This is a genomic window from Enterobacter sp. Lyrl_3 (assembly GCF_051948675.1).
In the GTDB taxonomy this organism is placed as follows: Bacteria; Pseudomonadota; Gammaproteobacteria; order Enterobacterales; family Enterobacteriaceae; genus Enterobacter; species Enterobacter cloacae.
Genome location: NZ_JAYJLI010000006.1, coordinates 164,774 through 189,354, shown reverse-complemented (window position 1 = coordinate 189,354; position 24,581 = coordinate 164,774). Strand labels below are relative to the sequence as shown.

21 protein-coding genes and 1 other annotated feature are annotated in these 24,581 nt (G+C 55.3%); of the genes, 9 read left to right on the top strand and 12 right to left on the bottom strand.

Annotated elements, in window-relative coordinates; all coding sequences use genetic code 11:
• The first annotated feature begins 147 nt into the window (after nucleotides 1–147).
• Nucleotides 148–1,824: a YbaL family putative K(+) efflux transporter gene (gene ybaL, locus VF709_RS13920; protein WP_029882633.1), complete on the top strand. Its 1,677-nt coding sequence runs from the start codon at nucleotides 148–150 to the stop codon at nucleotides 1,822–1,824.
• Nucleotides 1,825–1,897: 73 nt separating this feature from the next.
• Here the strand turns inward: ybaL and VF709_RS13915 are convergent, their stop codons facing one another.
• The 9 genes from VF709_RS13915 to VF709_RS13875 form a co-directional block, all read right to left on the bottom strand.
• Nucleotides 1,898–3,202 carry an inosine/guanosine kinase gene (locus VF709_RS13915; protein WP_020685011.1) on the bottom strand — a complete coding sequence of 435 codons (1,305 nt, stop codon included), beginning with the start codon at nucleotides 3,200–3,202 and terminating at the stop codon, nucleotides 1,898–1,900.
• A gap of 62 nt (nucleotides 3,203–3,264) precedes the next feature.
• Nucleotides 3,265–4,227: a ferrochelatase gene (gene hemH / locus VF709_RS13910; protein ID WP_013095900.1), complete on the bottom strand. Its 963-nt coding sequence runs from the start codon at nucleotides 4,225–4,227 to the stop codon at nucleotides 3,265–3,267.
• Nucleotides 4,228–4,351: 124 nt separating this feature from the next.
• Nucleotides 4,352–4,996, bottom strand: coding sequence for an adenylate kinase (adk, locus tag VF709_RS13905; protein ID WP_006809841.1), 645 nt, complete (start codon nucleotides 4,994–4,996; stop codon nucleotides 4,352–4,354).
• A 195-nt stretch (nucleotides 4,997–5,191) separates the two neighbouring features.
• Nucleotides 5,192–7,066, bottom strand: a complete 1,875-nt coding sequence (gene htpG / locus VF709_RS13900; protein WP_023620089.1) for a molecular chaperone HtpG — start codon at nucleotides 7,064–7,066, stop codon at nucleotides 5,192–5,194.
• A gap of 110 nt (nucleotides 7,067–7,176) precedes the next feature.
• Nucleotides 7,177–7,782, bottom strand: a complete 606-nt coding sequence (gene recR, locus VF709_RS13895) for a recombination mediator RecR (protein ID WP_013095898.1) — start codon at nucleotides 7,780–7,782, stop codon at nucleotides 7,177–7,179.
• Complete coding sequence (locus tag VF709_RS13890; protein WP_003858972.1) at nucleotides 7,782–8,114, bottom strand: YbaB/EbfC family nucleoid-associated protein; 333 nt, start codon at nucleotides 8,112–8,114, stop codon at nucleotides 7,782–7,784. The genes recR and VF709_RS13890 overlap by 1 nt, the downstream gene beginning before the upstream one ends.
• 53 nt (nucleotides 8,115–8,167) lie before the next feature.
• Nucleotides 8,168–10,096 carry a DNA polymerase III subunit gamma/tau gene (gene dnaX / locus VF709_RS13885; RefSeq protein WP_047023616.1) on the bottom strand — a complete coding sequence of 643 codons (1,929 nt, stop codon included), beginning with the start codon at nucleotides 10,094–10,096 and terminating at the stop codon, nucleotides 8,168–8,170.
• Nucleotides 8,774–8,838, bottom strand: a sequence feature (DnaX frameshifting element). It overlaps the preceding gene by 65 nt.
• 88 nt (nucleotides 10,097–10,184) lie before the next feature.
• Nucleotides 10,185–10,736 (bottom strand): adenine phosphoribosyltransferase, encoded by a 552-nt coding sequence (gene apt, locus VF709_RS13880; protein WP_000127359.1) that lies wholly within the window; start codon nucleotides 10,734–10,736, stop codon nucleotides 10,185–10,187.
• Nucleotides 10,737–10,887: 151 nt separating this feature from the next.
• Nucleotides 10,888–11,265 (bottom strand): DUF454 family protein, encoded by a 378-nt coding sequence (locus VF709_RS13875; protein WP_013095896.1) that lies wholly within the window; start codon nucleotides 11,263–11,265, stop codon nucleotides 10,888–10,890.
• Nucleotides 11,266–11,315: 50 nt separating this feature from the next.
• Between VF709_RS13875 and priC the strand changes: the two genes are divergently transcribed.
• Nucleotides 11,316–11,843, top strand: coding sequence for a primosomal replication protein N'' (priC, locus tag VF709_RS13870; protein ID WP_058651636.1), 528 nt, complete (start codon nucleotides 11,316–11,318; stop codon nucleotides 11,841–11,843).
• Nucleotides 11,844–11,855: 12 nt separating this feature from the next.
• Nucleotides 11,856–12,041: a pleiotropic regulatory protein RsmS gene (rsmS, locus tag VF709_RS13865; protein ID WP_023620091.1), complete on the top strand. Its 186-nt coding sequence runs from the start codon at nucleotides 11,856–11,858 to the stop codon at nucleotides 12,039–12,041.
• Between the two features lies 1 nt (nucleotide 12,042).
• On the opposite strand, the gene mscK is transcribed toward rsmS, so the two are convergent.
• Both mscK and acrR read right to left on the bottom strand, forming a co-directional pair.
• Entirely contained in the window at nucleotides 12,043–15,390 is a 3,348-nt protein-coding gene (gene mscK / locus VF709_RS13860; RefSeq protein ID WP_038418817.1) for a mechanosensitive channel MscK, read from the bottom strand.
• 113 nt (nucleotides 15,391–15,503) lie between these two features.
• Nucleotides 15,504–16,157 carry a multidrug efflux transporter transcriptional repressor AcrR gene (acrR, locus tag VF709_RS13855; RefSeq protein WP_013095892.1) on the bottom strand — a complete coding sequence of 218 codons (654 nt, stop codon included), beginning with the start codon at nucleotides 16,155–16,157 and terminating at the stop codon, nucleotides 15,504–15,506.
• Between the two features lie 141 nt (nucleotides 16,158–16,298).
• Here acrR and acrA point away from each other — a divergent pair, with 141 nt between their 5' ends.
• The 6 genes from acrA (at nucleotide 16,299) to VF709_RS13825 (ending at nucleotide 23,138) form a co-directional block, all read left to right on the top strand.
• Entirely contained in the window at nucleotides 16,299–17,492 is a 1,194-nt protein-coding gene (acrA, locus tag VF709_RS13850; protein WP_023620093.1) for a multidrug efflux RND transporter periplasmic adaptor subunit AcrA, read from the top strand.
• A gap of 22 nt (nucleotides 17,493–17,514) precedes the next feature.
• Nucleotides 17,515–20,661, top strand: coding sequence for a multidrug efflux RND transporter permease subunit AcrB (gene acrB, locus VF709_RS13845; protein ID WP_013095890.1), 3,147 nt, complete (start codon nucleotides 17,515–17,517; stop codon nucleotides 20,659–20,661).
• A gap of 512 nt (nucleotides 20,662–21,173) precedes the next feature.
• Complete coding sequence (tomB, locus tag VF709_RS13840; RefSeq protein WP_008499288.1) at nucleotides 21,174–21,548, top strand: Hha toxicity modulator TomB; 375 nt, start codon at nucleotides 21,174–21,176, stop codon at nucleotides 21,546–21,548.
• A 27-nt stretch (nucleotides 21,549–21,575) separates the two neighbouring features.
• Nucleotides 21,576–21,794: an HHA domain-containing protein gene (locus tag VF709_RS13835; protein ID WP_013095889.1), complete on the top strand. Its 219-nt coding sequence runs from the start codon at nucleotides 21,576–21,578 to the stop codon at nucleotides 21,792–21,794.
• Between the two features lie 209 nt (nucleotides 21,795–22,003).
• A complete protein-coding gene (gene maa / locus VF709_RS13830) occupies nucleotides 22,004–22,555 on the top strand; it encodes a maltose O-acetyltransferase (RefSeq protein ID WP_013095888.1) in 552 nt (183 codons plus the stop codon).
• Between the two features lie 115 nt (nucleotides 22,556–22,670).
• Complete coding sequence (locus tag VF709_RS13825) at nucleotides 22,671–23,138, top strand: YlaC family protein (RefSeq protein WP_013095887.1); 468 nt, start codon at nucleotides 22,671–22,673, stop codon at nucleotides 23,136–23,138.
• Here VF709_RS13825 and pdxR read toward each other — a convergent pair.
• Nucleotides 23,110–24,570, bottom strand: coding sequence for a MocR-like pyridoxine biosynthesis transcription factor PdxR (gene pdxR / locus VF709_RS13820; protein WP_048970693.1), 1,461 nt, complete (start codon nucleotides 24,568–24,570; stop codon nucleotides 23,110–23,112). The two genes, VF709_RS13825 and pdxR, sit on opposite strands and share 29 nt — an antisense overlap.
• Between the last annotated feature and the right edge of the window lie 11 nt (nucleotides 24,571–24,581).

The window sequence follows — 24,581 nt, the reverse complement described above, 5'->3', positions numbered from 1 at the left end:
TATCAAAACCTGCCTTTTCTGAGGCATATTGCCGTTTTATTCAAACTTCAACAATTATTCATAAACACAAGGGTAAAAATTGTCATAAACTATTACTCGGTTTTTGGTTTTCACCAAAATGGAACACCCACAACGAAAGGAGACGGAATGCACCACGCCACACCGCTTATCACCACCATTGTTGGTGGACTTGTGCTCGCTTTTATTCTCGGCATGATTGCCAATAAACTGCGTATTTCCCCTCTTGTGGGCTATCTGTTAGCCGGGGTACTGGCGGGACCGTTTACGCCTGGCTTCGTTGCGGATACCAAACTGGCACCTGAACTGGCGGAACTGGGCGTGATTCTGCTGATGTTTGGCGTGGGGCTGCATTTTTCCCTGAAGGACCTGATGGCGGTAAAGTCGATCGCCATACCGGGAGCGATCGCCCAGATAGGGGTGGCGACGCTGCTGGGCATGGCGCTTTCGGCCGTACTGGGCTGGTCGTTAATGACCGGCATCGTATTTGGGCTGTGTCTCTCAACCGCCAGTACCGTGGTGCTGCTGCGCGCGCTTGAAGAGAGGCAGCTGATAGACAGCCAGCGCGGACAAATCGCAATCGGCTGGCTGATTGTTGAAGATCTGGTAATGGTGCTGACGCTGGTCCTGCTCCCTGCCGTCGCCGGAATGATGGAAAAAGACACCCTCGGCTTTGCCTCGCTGGCGCTGGATATGAGCATCACCATCGGAAAAGTGGTGGCGTTTATCGCCATCATGATGCTGGTAGGCCGCCGTCTGGTGCCGTGGATCATGTCGCGCAGCGCGGCCACCGGCTCGCGTGAACTGTTCACCCTTTCCGTCCTTGCGCTGGCGCTGGGGATTGCCTTTGGTGCGGTGGAGCTCTTTGACGTCTCCTTTGCCCTTGGCGCGTTCTTCGCCGGGATGGTGCTGAACGAATCCGAACTGAGCCACCGAGCGGCGCACGACACCCTCCCCCTGCGTGATGCCTTCGCGGTGCTGTTCTTTGTCTCCGTCGGGATGCTGTTTGATCCGATGATTCTGGTTCAGCAGCCGCTGGCCGTACTGGGGACGCTGGCGATTATCATCTTTGGTAAGTCGGTCGCCGCCTTTTTCCTGGTGCGAATGTTCGGCCACTCGCCGCGTACCGCTCTTACCATCGCCGCCAGCCTGGCACAGATTGGTGAGTTCGCCTTTATTCTGGCGGGTCTGGGGATGGCGCTGAACCTGCTGCCGCAGGCCGGGCAGAACCTGGTGCTGGCGGGAGCGATCCTCTCGATTATGCTGAACCCGGTGCTGTTCGCCCTGCTGGAAAAATATCTCGATAAAACGGAAACCCTTGAAGAGCAGACGCTCGAAGAGGCCATTGAAGAAGAGAAGCAGATCCCGGTGGATATTTGCAACCACGCCCTGCTGGTCGGCTTTGGCCGCGTGGGAAGCCTGCTCGGCGAGAAGCTGATGGCGCAGGGGATCCCGCTGGTGGTGATTGAAACCTCGCGTACCCGCGTCGATGAGTTGCGCGAGCGCGGTATCCGCGCGGTGCTGGGCAATGCGGCGAACGAAGAAATTATGAACCTGGCGCATCTGGACTGCGCCCGCTGGCTGCTGCTGACCATTCCAAACGGCTACGAAGCGGGTGAGATTGTGGCCACTGCACGTGAGAAATGCCCAACGATTGAGATCATTGCCCGCGCTCATTACGACGACGAGGTGGATTACATCACCGAACGGGGTGCGAATCAGGTGGTGATGGGTGAGCGCGAAATTGCGAATACGATGCTGGCGCTGCTGGCGAAGCCGCCGGTTGAAGAGGCTGTGACGAGGTAAGTTTCGTGCGGCCTGATGCCCTCACCCTGACCCTCTCCCCACAGGGGCGAGGGTTAGGGTGAGGGGTTTTCTTTTACCTGTCCCAGTACGCCTCTTCGAGGCTGTCTTCCCTTTCCGGCAGGCCACGCGTTAAGCGCGGGGAGTGCTGGTTCAGCACCTGATAACTGACGCGGTTCGCGTATTTACACACCTGCGCCAGCGACGAATAGGTGAGCCAGCTGAACTTATGTTTGCTGGAATTCGGCACGTTGGTTTTGTGGTAGGCATTGGCGGTGATGTCATGCAGCAGTGCCGCCAGCGCGCCGTCGCCCGCGCCGTTGGTGTTCATGATCTTCTCCGGGCCGCCCATGTACGGGGCGATGTGCGAGTAGATCCGCAGCGGATTAACACAGTCTTTATAACGCATGCCACGGCTAAACTCATACTGGTTGAACTCGGCGATGGCGCCAGGCAGCAGCGGATGCTGGGTTTTGCGTTTGCTCTCTTCTTCCGTGAAGCCTGCCATATACAGCCCTACCGGTCCGGCGGTGCAGAGCACCAGATCCACCCAGTCCAGCGCTTTATCGGAGGCCAGCAGCGGATCGCTCTCGCCGGTGAGAGCCTCAGCTTCTTCTTCGTTCATCGCCAGAATCGAGACATGCTCTTTCAGGAAGGCCTGCCACCACTCCGGGTTGTCGGCAATCACAAATTTCGTTCCCAGCGTCAGGACCACCGGCACATCGTACTTTTTAGCGTACTCAATCGCCTTCATGGTGGCTTCCGGCATCGGCTCGCCCGGCTTGCAGCGCACCAGGTAGGAGGTGAGCACCAGCGCCGACGCGCCCGCAATCACCTCTTCGGGAATACTCTCGGCACGCAGCTTGTTCATGTGGCCAGGGCTGATGGCAAAGGTACGCTCGCCGGATTCACCGATCAGCGTAAAGCAGCGGCCAATGGGGCCGTCGACACCCTGCAGATAGTTAAGATCGGTACGGCTGGAGGTATTGCACAGGTAACGGTAGGCGTAGCCACCAATTTCGATGTTGCTGCACATCACGCCGAGCAGCACTGAGCGGTCGTCTGCCAAAACGGAGTAGTTGTGCATGGTATTGCCGATAGTGCCACCGGCAAACTGATGGGTGATCAGGTTGTCACGCACCAGCTCCTGATAGAGCGCCTCAGCAACGTCGTCTTCAATTACCAGCGAGTGGCCGGCGCTCAGACCGTAACGGGCGACAAACGCATCATCCACTTTCGCTTCAATGTCCACCAGCGTCTGATCAATACCGACGACCCATGCGGCGCTGGTTTCATTTTCAGGCTGGATTTGCTGCAGGAGCGGATCGCGGGCATCAACAGGGAAGTAGTGTTTGGATTTGCGTTTACCGGGAAATTTCATGGTCTGAACTGTGCATAGAATATGGGCCGGGAATGGTAGCACAAACCCGGCCCAGAGTGCGATCAGCGGCTGTTGGTCACCAGCGAGACCATCATGTCGATATGTTCCGGAGCGTCGTTAAGTGCCGGAATGTACTCGTACTTCTCACCGCCAGCCTCCAGGAAAAACTCCCGGTTTTGCACCGCGATCTCCTCCAGCGTTTCCAGGCAATCGGCCGAAAAGCCCGGGGACATTACCTGAATATGCTTCACGCCTTTCTCGCCGAGCATTTTGAGGGTTTCGTCCGTATACGGTGTCAACCACGGCTCGCGACCAAAGCGCGACTGGAAAGTCATCATCACCTTCTCCGGCGGCAGGCCGAGCGCGGACACCAGCTCACGCGTGGTATCGCGACAGCGCTGCGGATAATCATCCCCTTCGTTAGCGAAACGCTGCGGAATGCCGTGATAGGACAACAGCAGCAGATCCGGCTCGCCGTGTTTTTCAAACGACGCGCGGGCACTGCTGGCAAGCGCTTTGATATAGAGTTCGTTATCGGCGTAGTCGCGTATAAAGGTCACGCCCGGAATGCGGCGGCGGGTCGCCAGAATGCGGGCCAGTTCGTCCCACACCGCAGCGACTGTCGAGCAGGAGTACTGCGGGTAGAGTGCCAGCACCACAATGTGCTCAACCCCCTGCGCCAGCAGCGCGTCGACCGCACTTTCCAGAGACGGTTTGCCATAGCTCATGCCGAGTGCGACAGGCATATCCGGCAGGCGGGCAGCCAGCGCTTTCTCCTGACGACGGCTGTAGACCATCAGCGGCGAGCCCTCTTCCATCCAGACAGACTGATAGAGTTTGGCGACGCGCGGTGAACGAATGGGCAGAATCACGCCACGCAGTAATGGCCACCACAGCAGTCTTGGGGTATCCACAACGCGCGTGTCGCTTAAAAATTGTCGCAGATAGCGTTTTACCGCTTCTGGCGTAGGTGCTTCTGGGGTGCCCAGATTGGCAAGCAGGATGCCGGTTTTCGCCTGACTCATTCACGCCTCTTAACCATTTGAATGGTTGTCAATTGTAGCGGAAATGCGTTTAAACGGAACCCATTGCTGTAATAGGTAAGATGAGAAATATTCTCACCCGGGGCCCCGGGTGAGAGCAGTGCGATTAGCCGAGGATTTTTTCCAGCTCTGCACGAACGTCAGCCACGGCTTTAGTGCCGTCAACTTTCGCGTATTTGGTGTTACCCGCCTGCGCTTCTTTGGTGTAGTAGCCGATCAGCGGCGCAGTCATCTGATGGTATTCCACCAGGCGCTTACGCACGGTCTCTTCCTGATCGTCTTTACGGGTGGTCAGCTCTTCGCCGGTTACGTCGTCTTTACCTTCAACCTTAGGTGGGTTGAATTTAATGTGGTAAACGCGGCCAGAAGCAGCGTGCACACGGCGACCAACGATACGATCAACGATCAGCTCGTCTGGTACGTCGAACTCCAGCACGTAGTCTACGTTGATGCCCGCTTCTTTCATGGCGTCAGCCTGAGGAATGGTGCGTGGGAAGCCGTCCAGCAGGAAACCGTTACGGCAGTCTTCCTGAGCAATGCGCTCTTTGACCAGAGCGATAACCAGCTCGTCGGTCACCAGTTTGCCAGCGTCCATGATGTCTTTCGCTTGTTTACCCAGCTCAGAGCCAGATTTAACAGCGGCGCGCAGCATATCACCGGTGGAGATTTGCGGAATACCGTATTTCTCCATGATGAACTGAGCCTGAGTTCCTTTACCCGCGCCCGGAGCGCCAAGCAGAATAATACGCATTGCGAAAATCCCCTCAAAAGTCGATTCAATTTTTCAAAAGCGCTAAACAATACCACCAGAACGGATGCGGCTCAAGGAAGGCGGGAGGGCTGAAACGGTTAATGGGGGGAGATAATTTGGGGGAGTGCGGTCTGGTGCCCTCACCCCGGCCCTCTCCCACGGGGAGAGGGAGAAGACCAGGGGAGGCGTGGTCAATTACGCCAGCAGCAGCGCATTCACACGTTTAATGAAGAGGTTAGGATCTTCCAGCGTGCCGCGCTCGGCCAGCAGAGACTGATCCAGCAGCAGTTCAACCCACTCGGCAAAGCGGGTTTCGTCCTGGGTATCCGCCGCGCGTTTCACCAGCGGGTGATCCGGGTTCAGCTCGAAGATATATTTCACTTCTGGCATCGCCTGACCTGCCGCGGCGAACAGTTTCGCCATCTGGGTACCCATTTCGTCCGCATCGGTAGTCACAATCGCCGGCGTATCGGTCAGACGGTGGGTGAAGCGCACCTCTTTCACACGATCGCCCAGCAGGGTTTTCACGCGCTCAACGAACGGCTCCAGCGCCTTCTCGGCTTCTTTCGCGCTTTCATCCACTTCATCCGCCAGCTTGTCGATGGATTCATCGGCTTTGGCAACAGACTGGAATGGCTTACCGTCGAACTCGGTCAGGTAGTTCATCATCCACTCGTCGATGCGGTCAGAAAGCAGCAGCACTTCGATGCCTTTCTTACGCAGCAGCTCCAGGTGTGGGCTGCTCTTCGCCGCGGCGTAGCTGTCGGCGGTGATGTAGTAGATCTTCTCCTGCCCTTCTTTCATGCGGGAAACGTACTCTTCCAGCGACACGGTCTGCGCAGAGGAGTCAGTGTGCGTAGAGGCAAAGCGCAGCAGTTTGGCGATCGCTTCTACGTTCGCGGTGTCTTCCGCCGGGCCTTCTTTCAGCACCAGGCCAAACTGCTTCCAGAAGGTCTGGTATTTTTCCGCGTCGTCTTTCGCCAGTTTTTCCAGCATCTGCAGCGTACGTTTGGTCAGCGCGTTACGCAGGTTGCGGGTCACGGTGCTGTCCTGCAGAATTTCACGGGAGACGTTCAGCGGCAGATCGTTGGAATCTATCAGGCCACGGACAAAGCGCAGGTAATTCGGCATGAACTGCTCGGCGTCGTCCATGATGAAGACACGCTGAACGTAAAGCTTCAGACCGTGCTTGTGATCGCGGTTCCACATATCCCACGGCGCCTGCGACGGGATATACAGCAGGCTGGTGTACTCCTGCTTACCTTCCACACGGTTATGGCTCCAGGTCAGCGGATCGGTAAAGTCGTGGGCGATGTGTTTGTAGAACTCGTTGTATTCGTCGTCCTTGATTTCAGCCTTATTGCGCGTCCACAGGGCCTGCGCCTTGTTGATTTTCTCCCAGGAGACCACGGTTTCACCGTCTTTCTCTTCCTGTTTTTCAATCTCAACCGGCAGGGCAATATGGTCGGAATATTTGCTGATGATGGAGCGCACGCGCCAGTCGTTCAGGAAATCATCTTCGCCTTCACGCAGGTGCAGGGTGATTTCGGTGCCGCGATCCGCTTTGGTGATGTCATCAACGGTGTATTCACCTTCACCTTTGGATTCCCAGAACACGCCGTTTTCCGCGCTGTCACCCGCCGCACGTGTACGCACGGTCACTTTGTCCGCCACGATAAACGCCGAATAGAAGCCCACGCCGAACTGGCCGATCAGCTGGCTGTCTTTCGCCTGGTCAGAACCCATAGATTCCAGGAACGCTTTGGTCCCGGATTTGGCGATAGTCCCGAGGTGGTCGATCACCTCGTCGCGGTTCATGCCGATGCCGTTATCGGCGATGGTCAGGGTACGGTTCTCTTTATTGAAAGAGACGCGCACGCGCAGCTCGCCGTCGCCTTCATACAGATCCGGGTTAGACAGCGCGCGGAAACGCAGCTTGTCCGCCGCATCGGAGGCGTTGGAAATCAGCTCACGCAGGAAGATTTCTTTGTTGGAATACAGGGAATGGATCATCAGGTGCAGAAGCTGTTTTACTTCTGACTGGAAACCACGGGTTTCTTGTCCTTTCATCTAAGTCGACCTCAACAATGCCATTTAATGGGGTTGTAAAACGTTGAGGGAGAGATGGGGATAAGCAGGGAAATTTTCAAGCGGAGGCTGCGAATGCCGCCTCCGTTTGGTCAGAAAATAATCTTGTGACGTCCGGCCAGAGAGTGCGACAGCGTGGTGCCGTCAACCATCTCCAGCTCGCCGCCAACCGGCACGCCGTGAGCGATACGGCTGGCGTCAACGCCGTACTGCGCGCACAGCTCGGCGATGTAGTTGGCGGTTGCCTCCCCTTCCACCGTGGGGTTGGTGGCGAGGATCACCTCTTTGATGGTCTCGGACTCCAGACGCTGTTCAAGGCGATCAAGACCGATATCATCCGGGCCAATACCGTCCAGCGGGGAGAGATGCCCCATCAGCACGAAATAGCGGCCAGAGAACTGCCCGGTTTGTTCGATGGCATAGATGTCCGCCGGACTCTCCACCACGCAAATCTGACCGTTCTCCTGACGACGCGGATTCGAGCAAATATTACAGACGTCCTGCTCGGTAAAAGTACGGCAATCCGCACAGTGACCAATTTCTGACATGGCGCGGGTCAGAGCCTGCGCCAGGCGCATCCCGCCGCTGCGGTCGCGCTGCAATAGCGTAAACGCCATACGCTGCGCCGACTTCGGGCCTACGCCCGGCAGGCAGCGCAACGCTTCCATTAACTGCGTGAGCAGCGGACTGGTTTGCATCAGAACGGCATCTTGAAGCCCGGCGGCAGTTGCATACCGCTGGATACAGAGGCCATTTTCTCTTTCTGGGTTTCGTCGATACGGCGAGCGGCATCGTTGAACGCGGCTGCAACCAGATCTTCCAGCATCTCTTTGTCGTCTTCGAGCAGGCTTGGATCGATTTCAACGCGGCGGCAGTTATGCGCACCGTTGATGGTCACCTTGACCAGACCGGCACCGGATTCACCCGTGACTTCCAGCTGAGCGATCTCTTCCTGCATCTTCTGCATTTTTTCCTGCATCTGCTGAGCCTGCTTCATCAGGCCACCCAGACCGCCTTTTCCACCAAACATAGGCTTCTCTCTCTTTCACGTTTAACGATGACAACCGTAAGTCAGACTCACGATCAAATGGGGCGAATACTCTCTTCATCCAGATCGGCGTCGAAGAACCGGCGCAGGGTCTGGATGTTGTTATCCGCAATAATCGACTCACGCGCCTGCGCGAGTTTCTCTTCATAAATGGCCTGGCGCCACTCCAGTGGCGTTCGCACCGCCGGATTATCATCTTCAATGATAGTCAATTCAACCGGTGCACCCTGCAATGTGGCCAGCGCCTCCGCCAGTGCTTTTTGTGCGCCGGGGGAGTTCAGGTGCCGTTGACCGGGACGCAGATGCAGACGCACCTGATTACCGTCCTGCTCTTTCCAGGCATTCAGCGCGACCTGCTCGACCAGCTTAGGCAGTTGCAGTTTACTGACCTCAGCGGCCCAGGCGTCACGCGCGATAGACTCTTCCGCGAGCTTCGCGGAAAGCTCCGGTGTTTTTTCATGCTCCAGCGCTTTCTTCAGCGCTTTTGGCGTGGCAACCTCTTTCTTCACCTCTTCGACGATAGTCGTCGACTTCCAGCGGTAAGCCTCTTCTTTCACCGGGGCTTTTTGCTCGAGCGCGGACGGTGCCGGGCGCGCCTGTACGCGCTCCGTTACCGAGGCCAGTCGTTCAAGCGCGGCGTTGTTAACCGGCCGCGCTCTTCCTGGCGCTGCCGGTTCACTCTTTTTTGGTTTGGTTGCTCCCTGCGCTCGCTGCAACTGGCTGCGGGCGGCAAGCACCGAACTGGTGGCATCCGACAGCGGTACATTTTGCGGCGGCGGCGCTGCCGGCTGTGCTGGCACCTGCTGCGGCGACATCACTGCCGTCGGGGCGGTCGGGGCGAATGACTGCCGGGGCACTTCAGGCTCTGGCAGCGGCATACGCGGGTGGAACGCCAGCGCACGCAGCAGCGTCATTTCAACGCCCATTCTAGGATCCGGCGCAAACGGCAGCTCTTTACGGCCAATCAGCAAGGTCTGGTAATAAAGCTGTACGTCAGCAGGCGGCACGGTTCGCGCAAGTTCACGCATCCGCTGTTCAATGGCCGCCATATCCGCCCCCATTGCTGACGGAGAGAGCTGCAGCATCGCTACACGGTGCAGCAGGCTAAGCATCTCGACCAGCAAGGCTTCCCACTCGACGCCACGGGCTGCAGCGGCATTCACCAGCGACATGACGCGCTCACCGTTCGCGGCGATCGTGGCTTCAATCAGGGAGAGCGCCTGGTCGTCGTCCAGCGTGCCGAGCATGGTGCTGACCGCCTCCGTCGACAGTTTACCGTCACCGCTGGCAATGGCTTGATCCGTCAGGCTGAGCGCATCGCGCAGGCTGCCGTCCGCTGCACGGGCCAGCAGTTGCAGGGCGCGCGGCTCGTGGACAATGTTCTCTTCGTCGAGAATGTGTTCCAGCTGAGTACGGATCTGTTCAACGTCCAGCGCCTTCAGATGGAACTGCAAACAGCGCGACAGAATCGTCACCGGCAGCTTTTGCGGATCGGTGGTAGCCAGCAGGAATTTCACATGCGCAGGCGGCTCTTCCAGCGTTTTCAGCAGGGCGTTGAAGCTGTGACGTGACAGCATGTGCACTTCATCGATCAGATAGACCTTGAAGCGGCCACGCGCCGGGGCGTACTGCACGTTATCCAGCAGGTCACGGGTATCTTCAACTTTGGTGCGCGAGGCGGCGTCGATCTCGATCAGATCGACAAAGCGCCCCTGCTCGATCTCACGGCAGTTGTCACACACGCCACACGGCGTGGCGGTGATCCCGGTTTCGCAGTTCAGACCTTTTGCCAGCAAACGGGCAATAGAGGTTTTACCGACGCCGCGGGTACCGGAGAAGAGATAGGCGTGATGGATACGACCTAGCGACAAGCCGTTCGCCAGGGCCGTCAGCACATGTTCCTGACCGACAACGTCGGCAAAGGTTTGTGGTCGCCATTTACGGGCTAACACCTGATAACTCATGGGCAGGCTCTGCAACGCTGGAAGGTGAATTAATGGAGGGGAATGCTATCACAACCTCACCCATTGAGCGAGGTTGTGAGAAACGGGATTAATGACCCGGGAAAGGCACCAGGCTGTAGCTGGTAATACCCTGTTTTTCCAGGCGCTGTTCGCCGCCCAGATCGAACAGATTGATGATGAAGGCCGCATCGGTCACTTCACCACCCAGGCGACGAATCAGCTTCACGGTCGCTTCGATAGTGCCACCGGTTGCCAGCAGATCGTCCACCACCAGCACTTTGTCGCCAGGCTTAATGGCATCGACGTGGATTTCCAGCTGATCGGTGCCGTATTCCAGCTCATAGCTCTCCGCGATGGTTTCACGCGGCAGTTTGCGCGGCTTACGCACTGGCACAAAACCTACGCCCATTGCCAGCGCCACCGGTGCGCCAAACAGGAAGCCACGGGCTTCGGTACCTACTACTTTGGTGATCCCGGCGTTTTTATAACGCTCTACCAGCAGTTCAATGCTGAGCGCGTACGCTTTCGGGTCTTCCAGCAAGCTGGTGACATCACGGAAAAGAATGCCAGGTTTTGGATAGTCCTGGATGCTTTTGATGCTGTTTTTCAGATATTCAAGCTGCTGTGCAGTTGCGGTCATCGGTTTGTGCCTAAATGAAACAGTGTTACTCACAGCGCGCAAAGAGGCGGTAAAGGTAACAATTGTTTAACCTTTAACCAGGCGCGCCTGTGCTCGAAAACGGTCGAATTTACTGGCTGCGCACAATAATTGCAACAGCCATTATAAGGCTTCAGTGCTTTTGTTGCTTTTCATCAACCACGGGGATCCGCCACATGAAGATAAGCAGGCAGGTCAGGATAACCAGCAGCAGGATCCGCACCCACATCATTTTCACCAGCCATAATGAAATGGCGAAGGTGATGAGGATGACTGCAATCGCACGCGGCTTTGCGCCAGGCGGCATGGCCCGGTGTTTCTGCCAGTGGCGCAGATAGCCGCCAAACCACGAGCGATACAGCAGCCAGTGATGAAAACGCGGGGATGAGCGGGCAAAACACCAGGCTGCCAGCAGAATAAACGGCGTCGTGGGCAAAAGTGGCAAAACCACGCCCAGGGTGCCTAACACTACCGCCAGCCAGCCAATGATGATTAAAATAGTACGCTGCATAATGCGAATCGTTATCAAACTGAACGGCTACTTTACCACTGGAGCGCGCCTTGAAAATAGCCCTGCTTTTAGAGACGCTGCAAAATCAGCTCGTTGCCCTGCGCACGCAGGCGTCACCGTTGATGCAGCATGCGACGCTCAAACCGCGCTTTGACCGGCAGTTATTTCATACGCGAAGTACGCTGATGAAAGACTATCTTGATGAGGCGCAGACCAACCTCGACGAACTGCGACAGGCCGTGAATGACGGTAAACATGAGCAGGTGGCCTGGCTTGCGGAGCATCTCACCAGTCAGATCACCGCCTTGCACCGGGAGATCGCAGCCTGGCCCCTGCGTACCTGGGATAGCGCGTCTCCCGGCCTCGGTAAATGGCAGCGAAAACGGCTGGAGCACCAGGAGTTTGAACGCCGTCTGTTTGAGATGAAGCGCGAGCGGGAAGCACGTCTGAACAACAGTGAAACGCTGGAAGAGCAGCAGTTATTGATGCGCGAAATCGACGCGCTGGATGGACGTCTTGTCCGTTGCCGTCATGCGCTGGATGAGATCGAACGCGTCATTGAACGCCTGACCCGTTAAAAGGAGCCACACATGTCGCTGGAAAATGCCCCCGATGAGGTCAAACTGGCCGTCGATTTGATTATGCTGCTGGAGAATCATGAGATCCCGGCTGAGACGGTGCTGAAGGCACTGGAGATTGTGCGGCGGGATTTTGAGGGAAAGGTGAAGGCCGGTTGCCCTCACCCTAACCCTCTTCCACAGGGAGAGGGAAAATAGTTCAGGCGGGAGTCGGATCGTCACCCTTAATCTCACGCTTCACTTCCGTATGCTCGTCACCTTTCTCGTTATGCAGGTGAACCTCAAGCTGGTTGAAAGCAATATTGATATTGTTTTCACGGCACAGACGGTCGATGGAGCGGTTCAGTTCATCCACGGTGTAGCTGCGATCGCGAAGCTCACGCACGTATAAACGCAGCTCGTGATCCAGCGTGCTCGCCCCGAAGGTGGTGAAAAAGACGTCTGGCGCCGGCTCGTGCATAACCTTTGGATGCTCTTTTGCGGCCTTCAGCAATACCTCTTTCACCTTATCCAGATCCGAACCGTAGGCTACGCCGAGGCGGATCACCACACGCGTCGTCGTATCAGAGAGCGACCAGTTGATCAAACGCTCGGTCACGAACGCTTTGTTCGGGATGATCACCTCTTTGCGATCGAAGTCGGTAATAGTGGTCGCACGAATGCGGATCTTGCTGACGGTACCGGAGAAGGTCCCGATGGTCACCGTATCGCCAATTCGCACCGGACGTTCGAACAGGATGATCAGGCCGGAAACGAAGTTACCGAAAATCTCCTGCAGGCCAAAACCGAGACCCACAGAGAGCGCTGCCGCCAGCCACTGCAGTTTGTCCCAAGACACGCCCAGCGAGCCGAAGACCGTCATCGCCCCGACAATAATAATGACGTAGTTGAGGATGGTGGTAATGGCATAGGACGCCCCCTGACGCAGGTTCAGGCGCGACAGCACCAGCACCTCCAGCAGACCCGGCAGGTTTCGAATCAGCGCCCAGGCCACCATCGACGACACCACCGCAAACAGCAGGCTGCCCATGGTGACGCTTTTCATCACCGCAGCGCCTGCTTCGGTCCCGCTGTACTGCCAGAGAGTGATACTGTCGAGATAGGCAAAGACGGTAATCAAATCAGACCAGATGGCCCAGAACATCACCGCGAACAGGGCGATCATCACCAGCATGGTGATACGCAGCGTCTGCTGGTTAACCTGCTCCAGCGCGATGGTCGGCTCTTCCTGCGGCTCCGCGCCTTCGGCGCCCTCTTTCACCTGATGCTGACGACGCGCAATGGCGCGGCGATAAGCGATACGGCGAGCCGCCACGCTCAGGCCGCGCAGCACGGTCTGGTAGAGCAGGTTCCAGACAATCACCAGATAGACGGTTTCTATCCAGCGGCCGGACAGGCGCAGCGTGGTGTAGAAGTAGCCCGTCGCCGTGAGCACCATCAGCGCCAGCGGAATGATTGCCAGCACCGTGACGGTGGCGAGGCGCAGGTTGTGGGACTCTTTATCACGCCAGCTATCGCGGCACATCGGCCACATCAGGATGGCAATCAACAGCAGGTTCAGCAGAATGACCAGCTGACCCAGAACGTCATCCATCAGATGCAGCGGAGAAAGCTCGGAAACCACCGACCAGAAGTGCAGCGGCAGGAGCGCCAGGCTGATGCGGACAATCTGACGACGCCAGTGGCTGGTCAGTTGCTGTGGCATATTGAAGTGACGCACCGCCACGCCGTCTTTTTCCAGCACCTTCCAGCACAGACCAAACACCAGCCAGAACAGGGCCAGCTTTTTACTGAAAGCCCACAGCAAATCGCTGACGTTGAGCTGCATGGTGAGCAGGATCAGGCCAACAGCAAGGATGATCAGGCACACCGGCAGCGCGCGAATGAGATCGATCAGAATCGCTTTTGGCGTATGCAGCTGGCTGTCATTTCGCAGTTGCCCCACTTCTGAGGCCAGCTTCGCCTGATAGTTCTTCAGCCATCCCAGACGCCAGCGGATCACGCCCGCAATCAGCAACAGCGGTAATCCCGCCAGGAAGGCAATCATCACCGCGGGCCAGGCTTTCTCCCAGTTCCCGGTGATTTTCATGCTTTTAATCTGCGTTTTCAGCGTTTCGGGGAAGGATTTAACCCAGTCCCAGTCCATCGGTTTGTTGCTGTTAACCCAGAAAATCTGCTGGGTTAAAATCTCCTGCAGACTTTTAGAAACGCTCACCAGCTGCTGCTGGTTGATCTGCAGGTTAATCGCCATCATCAGCTGATTACCCAGCTGTTTATTGAGCTGGTCAAGCAGCTCGCGGCGCATATCCACCACCTGCAACAGTGCGTCGTGCACTTCCGGGTTCACTTCACTGGAGTGGCCCTCTTCTATTTTGGCGACAAAGGTATCGCTCTGGAAAAGGGCATCGCGCTGCTGGTTGACGTCAAACTGTTCCAGACGTAAATCCGCAATGCGGTTGGTCATGTCCTCCAGCTCGTCGGCAGAGGGCAGCGTCTGCTGTTGCTGATAAAGAATGCGTGACAGCAGAAGGCTGCCTTTCAGCACCGCAATTTGCTCTTTGATGTTACGTTCCGCCTGGAGCGCGCGGTCCAGCCAGTTTTTAACTTTAATGTTCTGTTGAACCAGCGAGTTACCGTTTTCGGTCGCCTGAATCAGGCGCTCGCTCAGCTGATGGTTCGCATCGAGCTCCTGCTTCACCAGCGGATTGGCCTGGATGCGGGCGGTTTCGTCCGGCGATACCGCCTCCTGGGCGGTTTTTTCCGTCAGCGTCAGGCGCTTGCTGTTCACCGCCTCCTGCAACAGCTGAAGCTGGTGTTCCAGACGGTTGATGTTAGCGGTCACGTAATCACGCTGTTTTTGTAACGTGTCCTGCAGCACCGTATTCCCTTCCAGGCTTTTACGCTGCTGTTCAATTTGCGCATTCAGTAACGACTGCTGAACCAGCAGCAGCGTTTGCTGCGTCGGGCGCAGCGTGCCTTCACCCACCGTGGTGCCGTTCAGGCGGTTGCGGATTTGCTGCAGTTGCTGAGACGCGGCGTACATCGCGTTTTGTACGCGCTCGGGCTGAGTCTGCAAAGAGACAAGCTGACTGTTGTAGGTGGCGAGATCCGACTGTGCGGTTTGCAGGTCGTCGAGCAGTTGTGCGACGCGCGACTCCAGCTGACGCAGCGACAGCGTTGCCAGCGTTTTGCGCGTTTCGTCGTCGTTATCTACGTCGCTCAGGGCATTTAGCGAATCCGTTGCCTTACGCATGTTTTCAGGCGCCTGCGCCACCTTCTGACGAAGCTGGGTGGTTTCCGCTTTGACGCGATCAATTTTATCCAGTGATTCCAGCGTTTCCGTCAGATCCTGCTGAACGAGTTTGTCCTGCGGCGTGAGATCTTTTTGTTTATTCAGGGCGTCGAGCTGCGACTGAACATCAGCACGGGATGGAATGTCATTGCCGTTATCGGCGCGGGCCCAGGAAAGCGGTGCCGTTGCGAAGAAAAACAGCGTCGCGAAGAGTAGTGCAAGAACAGGATGTTGCGAGCGATTGGTGTGCAGCATAGTCGTGAGTGATGTCAGAAGATGACCGAAAATAGTCCGGCGTGCAGAATATCACGCTCGCCTGAAGCAGAATAGCGCGAACGTGAGCCTCTGAGATAAATCCTGGGAATGGCTCAGGCAGTGAGCGAAGGCGCGTCGCTGCGCAGCGTCGGGCAGAGCTGTAGCATTTCCAGTAAAATCGCCACGTAGCTGCGGGCTTCCGCTTTTAAGTCAAAGGATTGCGGGGCGAAAAGCCAGTTTTCCATCAGGCCCGAAATGTAGCTGCGCATCAGAATAGCCGCCCGGCGGGTCAGGAGATTGGCCGGTAGCAGTTTAGCCTGCATGCACTGGTTCAGGTTCTGTTCAATGCGGTCATAGCTTTCCAGGCTGAGGCTGCGTTGCGCCTGCTGCACGACAGCCATCTCTCCCACAAACTCACATTTATGGAAAATAATTTCCATCATTAACCGACGGCGCTCTTCAACTACCGTCGCTTCAAGGATATATACTAATATTTCTCTTAATACTGAGAGTGGATCGTCAGGGAATTTTGCCCGATACTCACTCTCGAGATCGCTAATGCTGGACTCTGAAAGCTCCCAGATTTCACTGAACAGATCTGACTTGTCTTTAAAATGCCAGTAAATCGCTCCCCGCGTAACGCCAGCGGCCTGAGCAATCTGTGCCAGCGAGGTTGACGAAACACCTTGCTGAGAAAATAAGCGGATTGCCACATCCAGAATGTGTTGTCGGGTTTCAAGCGCTTGTTGTTTGGTTTTTCGTGCCATAAGTGGGTGAATTTACAGGCGTCAGATTTACATACATTTGTGAATGTATGTACCATAGCATGACGATAATATAAACGCAGCAATGGGTTTTTGGACTCAGGACCATTGATCAATTTGAAATCGGACACTCGAGGTTTACATATGAACAAAAACAGAGGGTTAACGCCTCTGGCGGTCGTTCTGATGCTCTCAGGCAGCTTAGCGCTTACAGGATGTGACGACAAACAGGCTCAACAAGGAGCGCAGCAGATGCCAGAAGTTGGCGTTGTGACGCTCAAATCCGAACCTCTTCAGATCACCACCGAATTGCCTGGCCGCACAAGTGCTTATCGCATTGCAGAAGTTCGTCCTCAGGTGAGCGGCATTATCCTGAAACGTAACTTTACCGAAGGCGGCGATGTGCAAGCCGGTGAGTCTCTTTATCAGATTGATCCCGCAACGTATCAGGCGTCGTATGAAAGCGCGAAAGGCGACCTGGCGAAAGCGGAAGCGGCGGCCAAAATCTCTCAGCTGACGTTGAATCGTTACAAAAAACTGCTCGGTACGCAGTACATCAGCCAACAGGACTACGACACAGCCCTGGCGGATGCACAGCAGGCTAACGCGGCCGTTGTGGCAGCAAAAGCAGCTGTCGAAACCGCGCGCATCAACCTGGCCTATACCAAAGTGACCTCCCCTATCAGCGGTCGTATTGGTAAATCCTCCGTGACGGAAGGGGCACTGGTGCAAAACGGTCAGGCCACAGCGATGGCAACCGTGCAGCAGCTTGATCCGATCTACGTTGACGTGACGCAGTCCAGCAACGATTTCCTGCGACTGAAACAAGAGCTGGCAAACGGCACCCTGAAGCAGGAGAACGGTAAAGCCAAAGTGGAGCTGGTCACTAACGACGGCATCAAATATCCACAGGCGGGTACGCTGGAATTCTCTGATGTGACGGTCGACCAGACCACCGGTTCCATCACCTTACGTGCGATCTTCCCGAACCCTGACCACACCCTGTTGCCAGGTATGTTCGTTCGCGCACGTCTGGAAGAAGGCACTAACCCAACCGCACTTCTGGTTCCACAGCAGGGTGTGACCCGTACGCCACGCGGCGATGCGAGCGCACTGGTTGTTGGCGCTGGTGACAAAGTCGAAATGCGCAATATCACTGCTACGCAGGCGATTGGCGATAAATGGCTGGTGACGGACGGTCTGAAAGATGGCGATCGCGTGATTGTTACTGGTTTGCAAAAAGTTCGTCCTGGCGCGCAGGTTAAAGCACAGGAAGTGAAGTCTGACGATAAACAACAAGCTTCGGCCGCTGGCCAGTCAGAACAAACCAAGTCTTAACTTAAACAGGAGCCGTTAAGACATGCCTAATTTCTTTATCGATCGCCCCATATTCGCATGGGTGATCGCCATTATTATCATGCTGGCCGGGGGACTTGCGATCCTGAAGCTGCCTGTTGCGCAATATCCGACCATTGCGCCACCGGCGGTGACGATCTCCGCAACCTACCCGGGGGCGGATGCGAAAACGGTGCAGGATACCGTTACGCAGGTTATCGAACAGAACATGAACGGTATCGATAACCTGATGTACATGTCCTCAAACAGTGACTCCACCGGTACGGTTCAGATCACCCTGACCTTCGAGTCTGGTACTGATGCTGACATCGCGCAGGTTCAGGTGCAGAACAAACTGCAGCTGGCGATGCCGCTGCTGCCGCAGGAAGTACAACAGCAGGGTGTGAGCGTCGAGAAATCGTCCAGTAGCTTCCTGATGGTTGTTGGCGTTATCAACACCAACGGCACCATGACGCAGGAGGATATTTCCGACTACGTGGGCGCCAACATGAAGGACGCTATTAGCCGTACTTCAGGTGTGGGTGACGTTCAGCTGTTTGGTTCCCAGTACGCGATGCGTATCTGGATGGACCCGAACAAACTGAACAACTTCCAGCTGACGCCGGTTGACGTCATCAACGCCATTAAAGCACAGAACGCCCAGGTTGCAGCCGGTCAGTTAGGCGGTACGCCGCCGGTGAAAGGCCAGCAGCTTAACGCGTCCATCATCGCGCAAACCCGTCTGACCTCCGCCGATGAATTCAGCAAAATTCTGCTGAAAGTGAATCAGGACGGTTCGCAGGTTCGCCTGCGTGACGTGGCAAAAGTGGAGCTGGGTGGCGAAAACTACGACATCATTGCGAAGTTTAACGGTAAACCGGCTTCCGGTCTGGGTATCAAACTGGCGACCGGTGCTAACGCCCTGGACACCGCAACGGCTATCCGTGCAGAACTGAAGAAGATGGAACCGTTCTTCCCGTCAGGTCTGAAGATCGTTTATCCGTATGACACCACGCCATTCGTTAAAATTTCGATTCACGAAGTGGTTAAAACCTTGGTAGAAGCGATCATCCTGGTCTTCCTGGTGATGTATCTGTTCCTGCAGAACTTCCGCGCGACGCTGATTCCAACCATCGCCGTACCGGTCGTCTTGCTCGGAACCTTCGCCATACTGGCAATATTTGGCTACTCGATAAACACCCTGACGATGTTCGGGATGGTGCTCGCCATCGGCTTGCTGGTGGATGACGCCATCGTGGTGGTAGAAAACGTCGAGCGCGTCATGGCGGAAGAAGGTCTGCCGCCGAAGGAAGCAACCCGTAAATCCATGGGCCAGATCCAGGGCGCGCTGGTCGGTATCGCGATGGTGCTGTCCGCCGTATTTATTCCGATGGCCTTCTTCGGGGGCTCTACCGGTGCGATTTACCGTCAGTTCTCCATCACTATCGTTTCTGCGATGGCGCTGTCGGTGCTGGTGGCGTTGATCCTGACGCCTGCGCTGTGTGCAACCATGCTGAAACCGATTCAGAAAGGCGGTCACGGCGAGCACAAAGGGTTCTTCGGCTGGTTTAACCGCATGTTTGATAAGAGTACGCACCACTATACCGACAGCGTAGGGAACATTCTGCGCAGCACCGGTCGTTATCTGCTGCTCTATATCATCATCGTGGTGGGCATGGCCTATCTGTTCGTTCGTCTGCCAAGCTCGTTCCTGCCAGATGAAGACCAGGGCGTATTCCTGACGATGGCGCAGCTTCCGGCGGGTGCATCGCAAGAACGTACCCAGAAAGTGCTGGATGAAGTGACGGACTACTACCTCACCAAAGAAAAAGCGAACGTTGAATCCGTGTTTGCGGTTAACGGCTTTGGCTTTGCGGGTCGTGGCCAGAACACCGGTATCGCCTTCGTTTCACTGAAAGACTGGTCTGAACGTCCGGGCGAAGAGAACAAGGTTGAAGCGATCACCGGCCGTGCAATGGGCACCTTCTCGCAGATTAAAGATGCGATGGTCTTCGCCTTTAACCTGCCAGCGATCGTTGAACTGGGTACGGCGACCGGTTTCGACTTCCAGCTGATTGACCAGGGCGGTCTGGGCCACGAGAAACTGACTCAGGCGCGTAACCAGCTGTTTGGCGAAGTGGCTAAACACCCTGACCTGCTGGTCGGCGTGCGTCCTAACGGCCTGGAAGATACGCCGCAGTACAAGATCGACATCGACCAGGAGAAAGCGCAGGCGCTGGGTGTATCCATCAGCGACATCAATACCACACTGGGCGCAGCCTGGGGCGGTAGCTACGTTAACGACTTCATCGACCGCGGTCGTGTGAAGAAAGTGTACGTGATGTCTGAAGCGCAATACCGTATGTTGCCGAACGATATCAACAACTGGTACGTTCGCGGCAGCGATGGCCAGATGGTGCCGTTCTCAGCCTTCTCGACGTCGCGCTGGGAATACGGTTCACCGCGTCTGGAACGTTATAACGGGCTGCCATCCATGGAAATTCTGGGTCAGGCCGCGCCGGGTCGAAGCACCGGTGAAGCCATGAACCTGATGGAAGAGTTAGCCAGCAAGCTGCCTGCGGGTATTGGCTATGACTGGACCGGTATGTCCTATCAGGAACGTCTGTCCGGTAACCAGGCCCCTGCCCTGTACGCCATTTCACTGATTGTGGTGTTCCTGTGTCTGGCGGCACTGTATGAGAGCTGGTCAATTCCGTTCTCCGTTATGCTGGTGGTGCCATTGGGGGTTATCGGTGCGCTGCTGGCTGCAACGTTCCGTGGGCTGACCAACGACGTGTACTTCCAGGTAGGCCTGCTGACAACCATTGGCTTGTCGGCGAAGAACGCGATACTTATCGTCGAATTCGCCAAAGATCTGATGGAGAAAGAAGGTAAAGGCCTGATCGAAGCCACGCTTGAAGCTGTTCGTATGCGTCTGCGCCCTATTCTGATGACCTCACTGGCATTTATCCTCGGGGTACTGCCGCTGGTTATCAGCTCTGGTGCGGGTTCCGGCGCACAGAACGCGGTAGGTACCGGGGTAATGGGCGGTATGATCACCGCGACCGTACTGGCTATCTTCTTCGTACCGGTGTTCTTTGTGGTGGTTCGCCGCCGCTTCAGCCGGAAGAATGAAGATATTGAACACAGTCATTCGGTAGAACCTCACTGATACCGGTTTCACATGATAAAAAGGCCGCATTAGCGGCCTTTTTCATTTCTGAAAAAAATCATAAAATACGCTTATTGTCGTTTTATTTATTTTATGCCATGTTTAAAAGGCATATCATAATTAGCAGAAAACTTAATGGGCGAACTCAGGATTGTTTTAATTCCATTTCGCCGCTTAACTTATTAGGAATATTCCTAATAACAAGTCCATACAAAGAAAATTCTGAATCCGGACTTTTTCCGCGTGTTTACGCTAAATCAATGAAACGTAAGGAAGCGAAAAAAAACCAGCGTTAATTTGGATAAAAGTGTTCATCTTAGGATGGACTATTGCGTAAACGCTCGCAGACTCTGATTTTAATTGTAATTTTTCGTAATAGCGCGGTGAAATCCTGATCAGAGTGGCTTATAGTTAGAGTGAACAGGAGCACAGCACCCGTAGAGCTAAGTAGGTTGTATCCATCCCGACAATGATGTTCGGTGAGTAAGAAATCACTCAGAAGGGGATGCGCTATGGACGAGTACTCGCCAAAAAGGCATGATATCGCGCAGTTGAAATTTCTCTGCGAATCCTTGTACCATGACTGCCTTGCCAATCTTGATGAAAGTAATCATGGCTGGGTGAACGATCCAACATCAGCCATCAATTTGCAATTGAATGAGTTGATAGAGCATATCGCGACCTTCGCACTTAATTATAAAATTAAGTACAATGAAGATAATAAACTGATTGAGCAAATTGACGAATACCTGGATGACACCTTTATGTTGTTCAGCAGCTACGGCATTAACGCGCAGGATTTGCAGAAATGGCGTAAATCTGGAAACCGGCTATTCCGCTGTTTCGTCAACGTGAGCAGAGCTAACCCGGTTAGCCTTTCCTGTTAAAATTATTACAATGACTAAGGTGAATTTATGTCTGATAAACCACTCACAAAAACCGATTATTTGATGCGCTTACGACGTTGTCAGTCAATTGACACACTCGAACGCGTGATTGAAAAAAATAAATACGAGCTTTCTGATAATGAACTGACCGTATTTTATTCAGCCGCTGACCATCGCCTTGCCGAGCTGACCATGAATAAACTGTATGACAAAATCCCGCCTTCCGTGTGGAAATTTGTCCGTTAGTTGTTGAAGTGTGTCTGTAGAGGTTCTACGCCACTCTCTTAGTTGTTTATACCTTTCGAATTACGATCCCGGTGTTAAAGCCAGGTCTCCGTGTAAAACGTGATCATTAGCAACAATGTTGTGACTTTAGTCACACGCGCTTTTCGGGAACGTTCCCTTCCTGGCTTATCCCGATTACCCTGCGGTAATCGAACCCAGAGAGGCATCCTATGAGCGTAGAAAAACAGAAAATGATTGCGGGTGAACATTACCGTCCTGGTGATGAAACATTACGGGCCGACCGACTGCGCGCCCGCCATCTGGTTCACCGCTATAACCACTCCGCCCCCGATGAGAAAACAGAACGCCAGAAGATTCTGGCGGAACTGCTGGGGCAAAGTGAAGGGGCTTATATTGAGCCAGCTTTCCGTTGTGACTATGGCTATAACATTTTCCTGGGCAAAGAATTTTACGCTAACTTCGACTGCGTGATGCTCGATGTCTGCCCTATTCATATTGGTGATAACTGTATGCTCGCGCCTGGCGTGCATATTTATACGGCCACCCACCCGCTGGATGCCGAAGAACGCAACAGCGGAGTGGAATACGGTAAACCCGTGCGCATTGGCAATAATGTCTGGATCGGCGGACGAGCGGTGATTAACCCGGGCGTCACGGTGGGGGATAATGTGGTGATTGCCTCCGGCGCTGTGGTGACAAAAGATGTCCCGGCCAATGCCGTCGTCGGGGGTAATCCGGCGAAAATTATCAAAATGCTGTGAAGGTGTGGGGAGTCAACTGTTATGGTCTTTCAGCACATAACTGTTACTTTTTTCAGTCAAATGGCTCCCCTAAAATAGGCAGATCCCCTGTATTCAACAATCATGAAGGCAAAAAATGACCGAAATACAGCGCCTGCTTACCGCCACCATCGACGATCTCAACATCCGCGAAAAGCGCGATAATCGCCCGCGCTTTAGCATTAGCTTTATTCGCAAACATCCAGGCCTGTTTGTCGCAATGTATGCCGCCTGGCTGGCAACGCTGATTGTCATGCTGAAATCCGAAACGCTGGTGGACTCCGTCTGGCTGCTTGTGGTGCTGTTTGTGGTATTTAACGCGTTTTTCTTTTTTGACGTGCATCCGCGCTATCGTTATGAAGATATCGACGTGCTCGATTTCCGGGTCTGCTACAACGGCGAGTGGTACAACACCCGTTTTGTCCCGCCGGAACTGATCGACAGCATTCTGCACTCCCCTGCGGTAGAAACCGAACAAAAAGAGAAACTGCAAAAAATGGTCTCAACCAAAGGCCAGCTCTCTTTTTATGATGTCTTTACCCTTTCCCGCCCTGCTGTTGCGTGATCAGTATCTGTATGCGTCGGATAGCCGACGCATACAGTGAAGCGGATGTGTTCCCGTAGCCTAATACCAGACCGCTCTGCCCCTGTTTTGTATCAAGGTAATACCCGCTCAATGCCGCTGGAGCCAGCTGATACGCCCTGGCCTGTTCCACCAGTTGCCTGTCGTCGATTCCGTCAATCGCCACCGTCAGATGCATGCCCCCTTCCCCCGCCAGAATCCGGTGTGGTACATGAAGCTCCGCATTCAGAGCCTCACGCAGCTGCCGGTAGCGTTTACGATAGAGACGACGCATGGCTGCCAAATGGCGGGCATAGTGACCCTCTTCAATGAACAGCGCCAGGGTACGCTGCTCGGCGCGATGCCCGCCGCGCAATAACGAACCGATGGCCGGGCGTGCCGCTTTCGCCAGCGCCGGGGGGAAAACCATAAACCCCATTCTGAGCGACGGGAATAACGTTTTGCTGAATGTTCCCAGATAAACAACGGGCGCATGGTTAATCATTCCCAGCATCGCCGGTACCGGCTCACCGCTATAACGAAACTCACTGTCGTAATCATCCTCGATAATCCAGGCGTTATGTTGTCGCGCCACATCCAGTAACGCCAGACGCCGCCGCGCGCTGAGGACACTTCCGTAGGGAAACTGATGTGAAGGTGAAGTAAAAATAAGCGAAGGGGACGGCGCCTCTGTTCCTTCCCAGCACATGCCCTCTCCATCAACCGGTATTCCCGTTATGGCTAAACCCGCTTTCACAAAGGCGCTTTTTGCGCCGGCATAGCCGGGATCTTCCACCCAGGCAACATCGCCCGGCTCACTCAATAGCAGGGTGCAGAGGTTCACACCTTCCAGTGCGCCTTCGGTGATCACAATCTGGCTGGCGTCGCAGTCAATCCCGCGGGAAAGCGCAAGGTGGCGGGCAATGGCCGCCCGCAAAGCAGGTTCCCCGGCGGGATCGCCGTAGCCCAACAGGGCACTTCCCTCCTCCCGCAACACGCGATCGTACAGGCGCCGCCAGAGCGGCAAGGGAAAATAGTTGATGGCCGGTGTCCCCGGCGTAAAGGCCAGAACCGGCGTGCTACGCGGTACAGGGGCAGGCAGTGCGCTAACCCGCCCGGCAAGCGCAACCGCAGGTGCCGGTAAATCCTGCGCGAGCTGACGGGCCGCCAGCGGTGCCACCCGCGTTCCCTGGCGGCTACGCAACAGATACCCTTCGAGGGTGAGCTGTTCCAGTGCCCCATTAACGGTGTTTCGGGAAAGGGAGAGATGCCCGGCCAGCGTTCTGGAACCAGACAGGCGACTACCGGACTGTAACCTGCCGGACAATATGTACTCCCGCAATGAAAGATAAAGCGTGCGCTGCAGCGTCTCTTGTCCGCGGTTTTTCAGCGCCGTATTCAGCAAGGTATACAGTTCATCGCCTGGAATATTCATCGCCCCTCCTC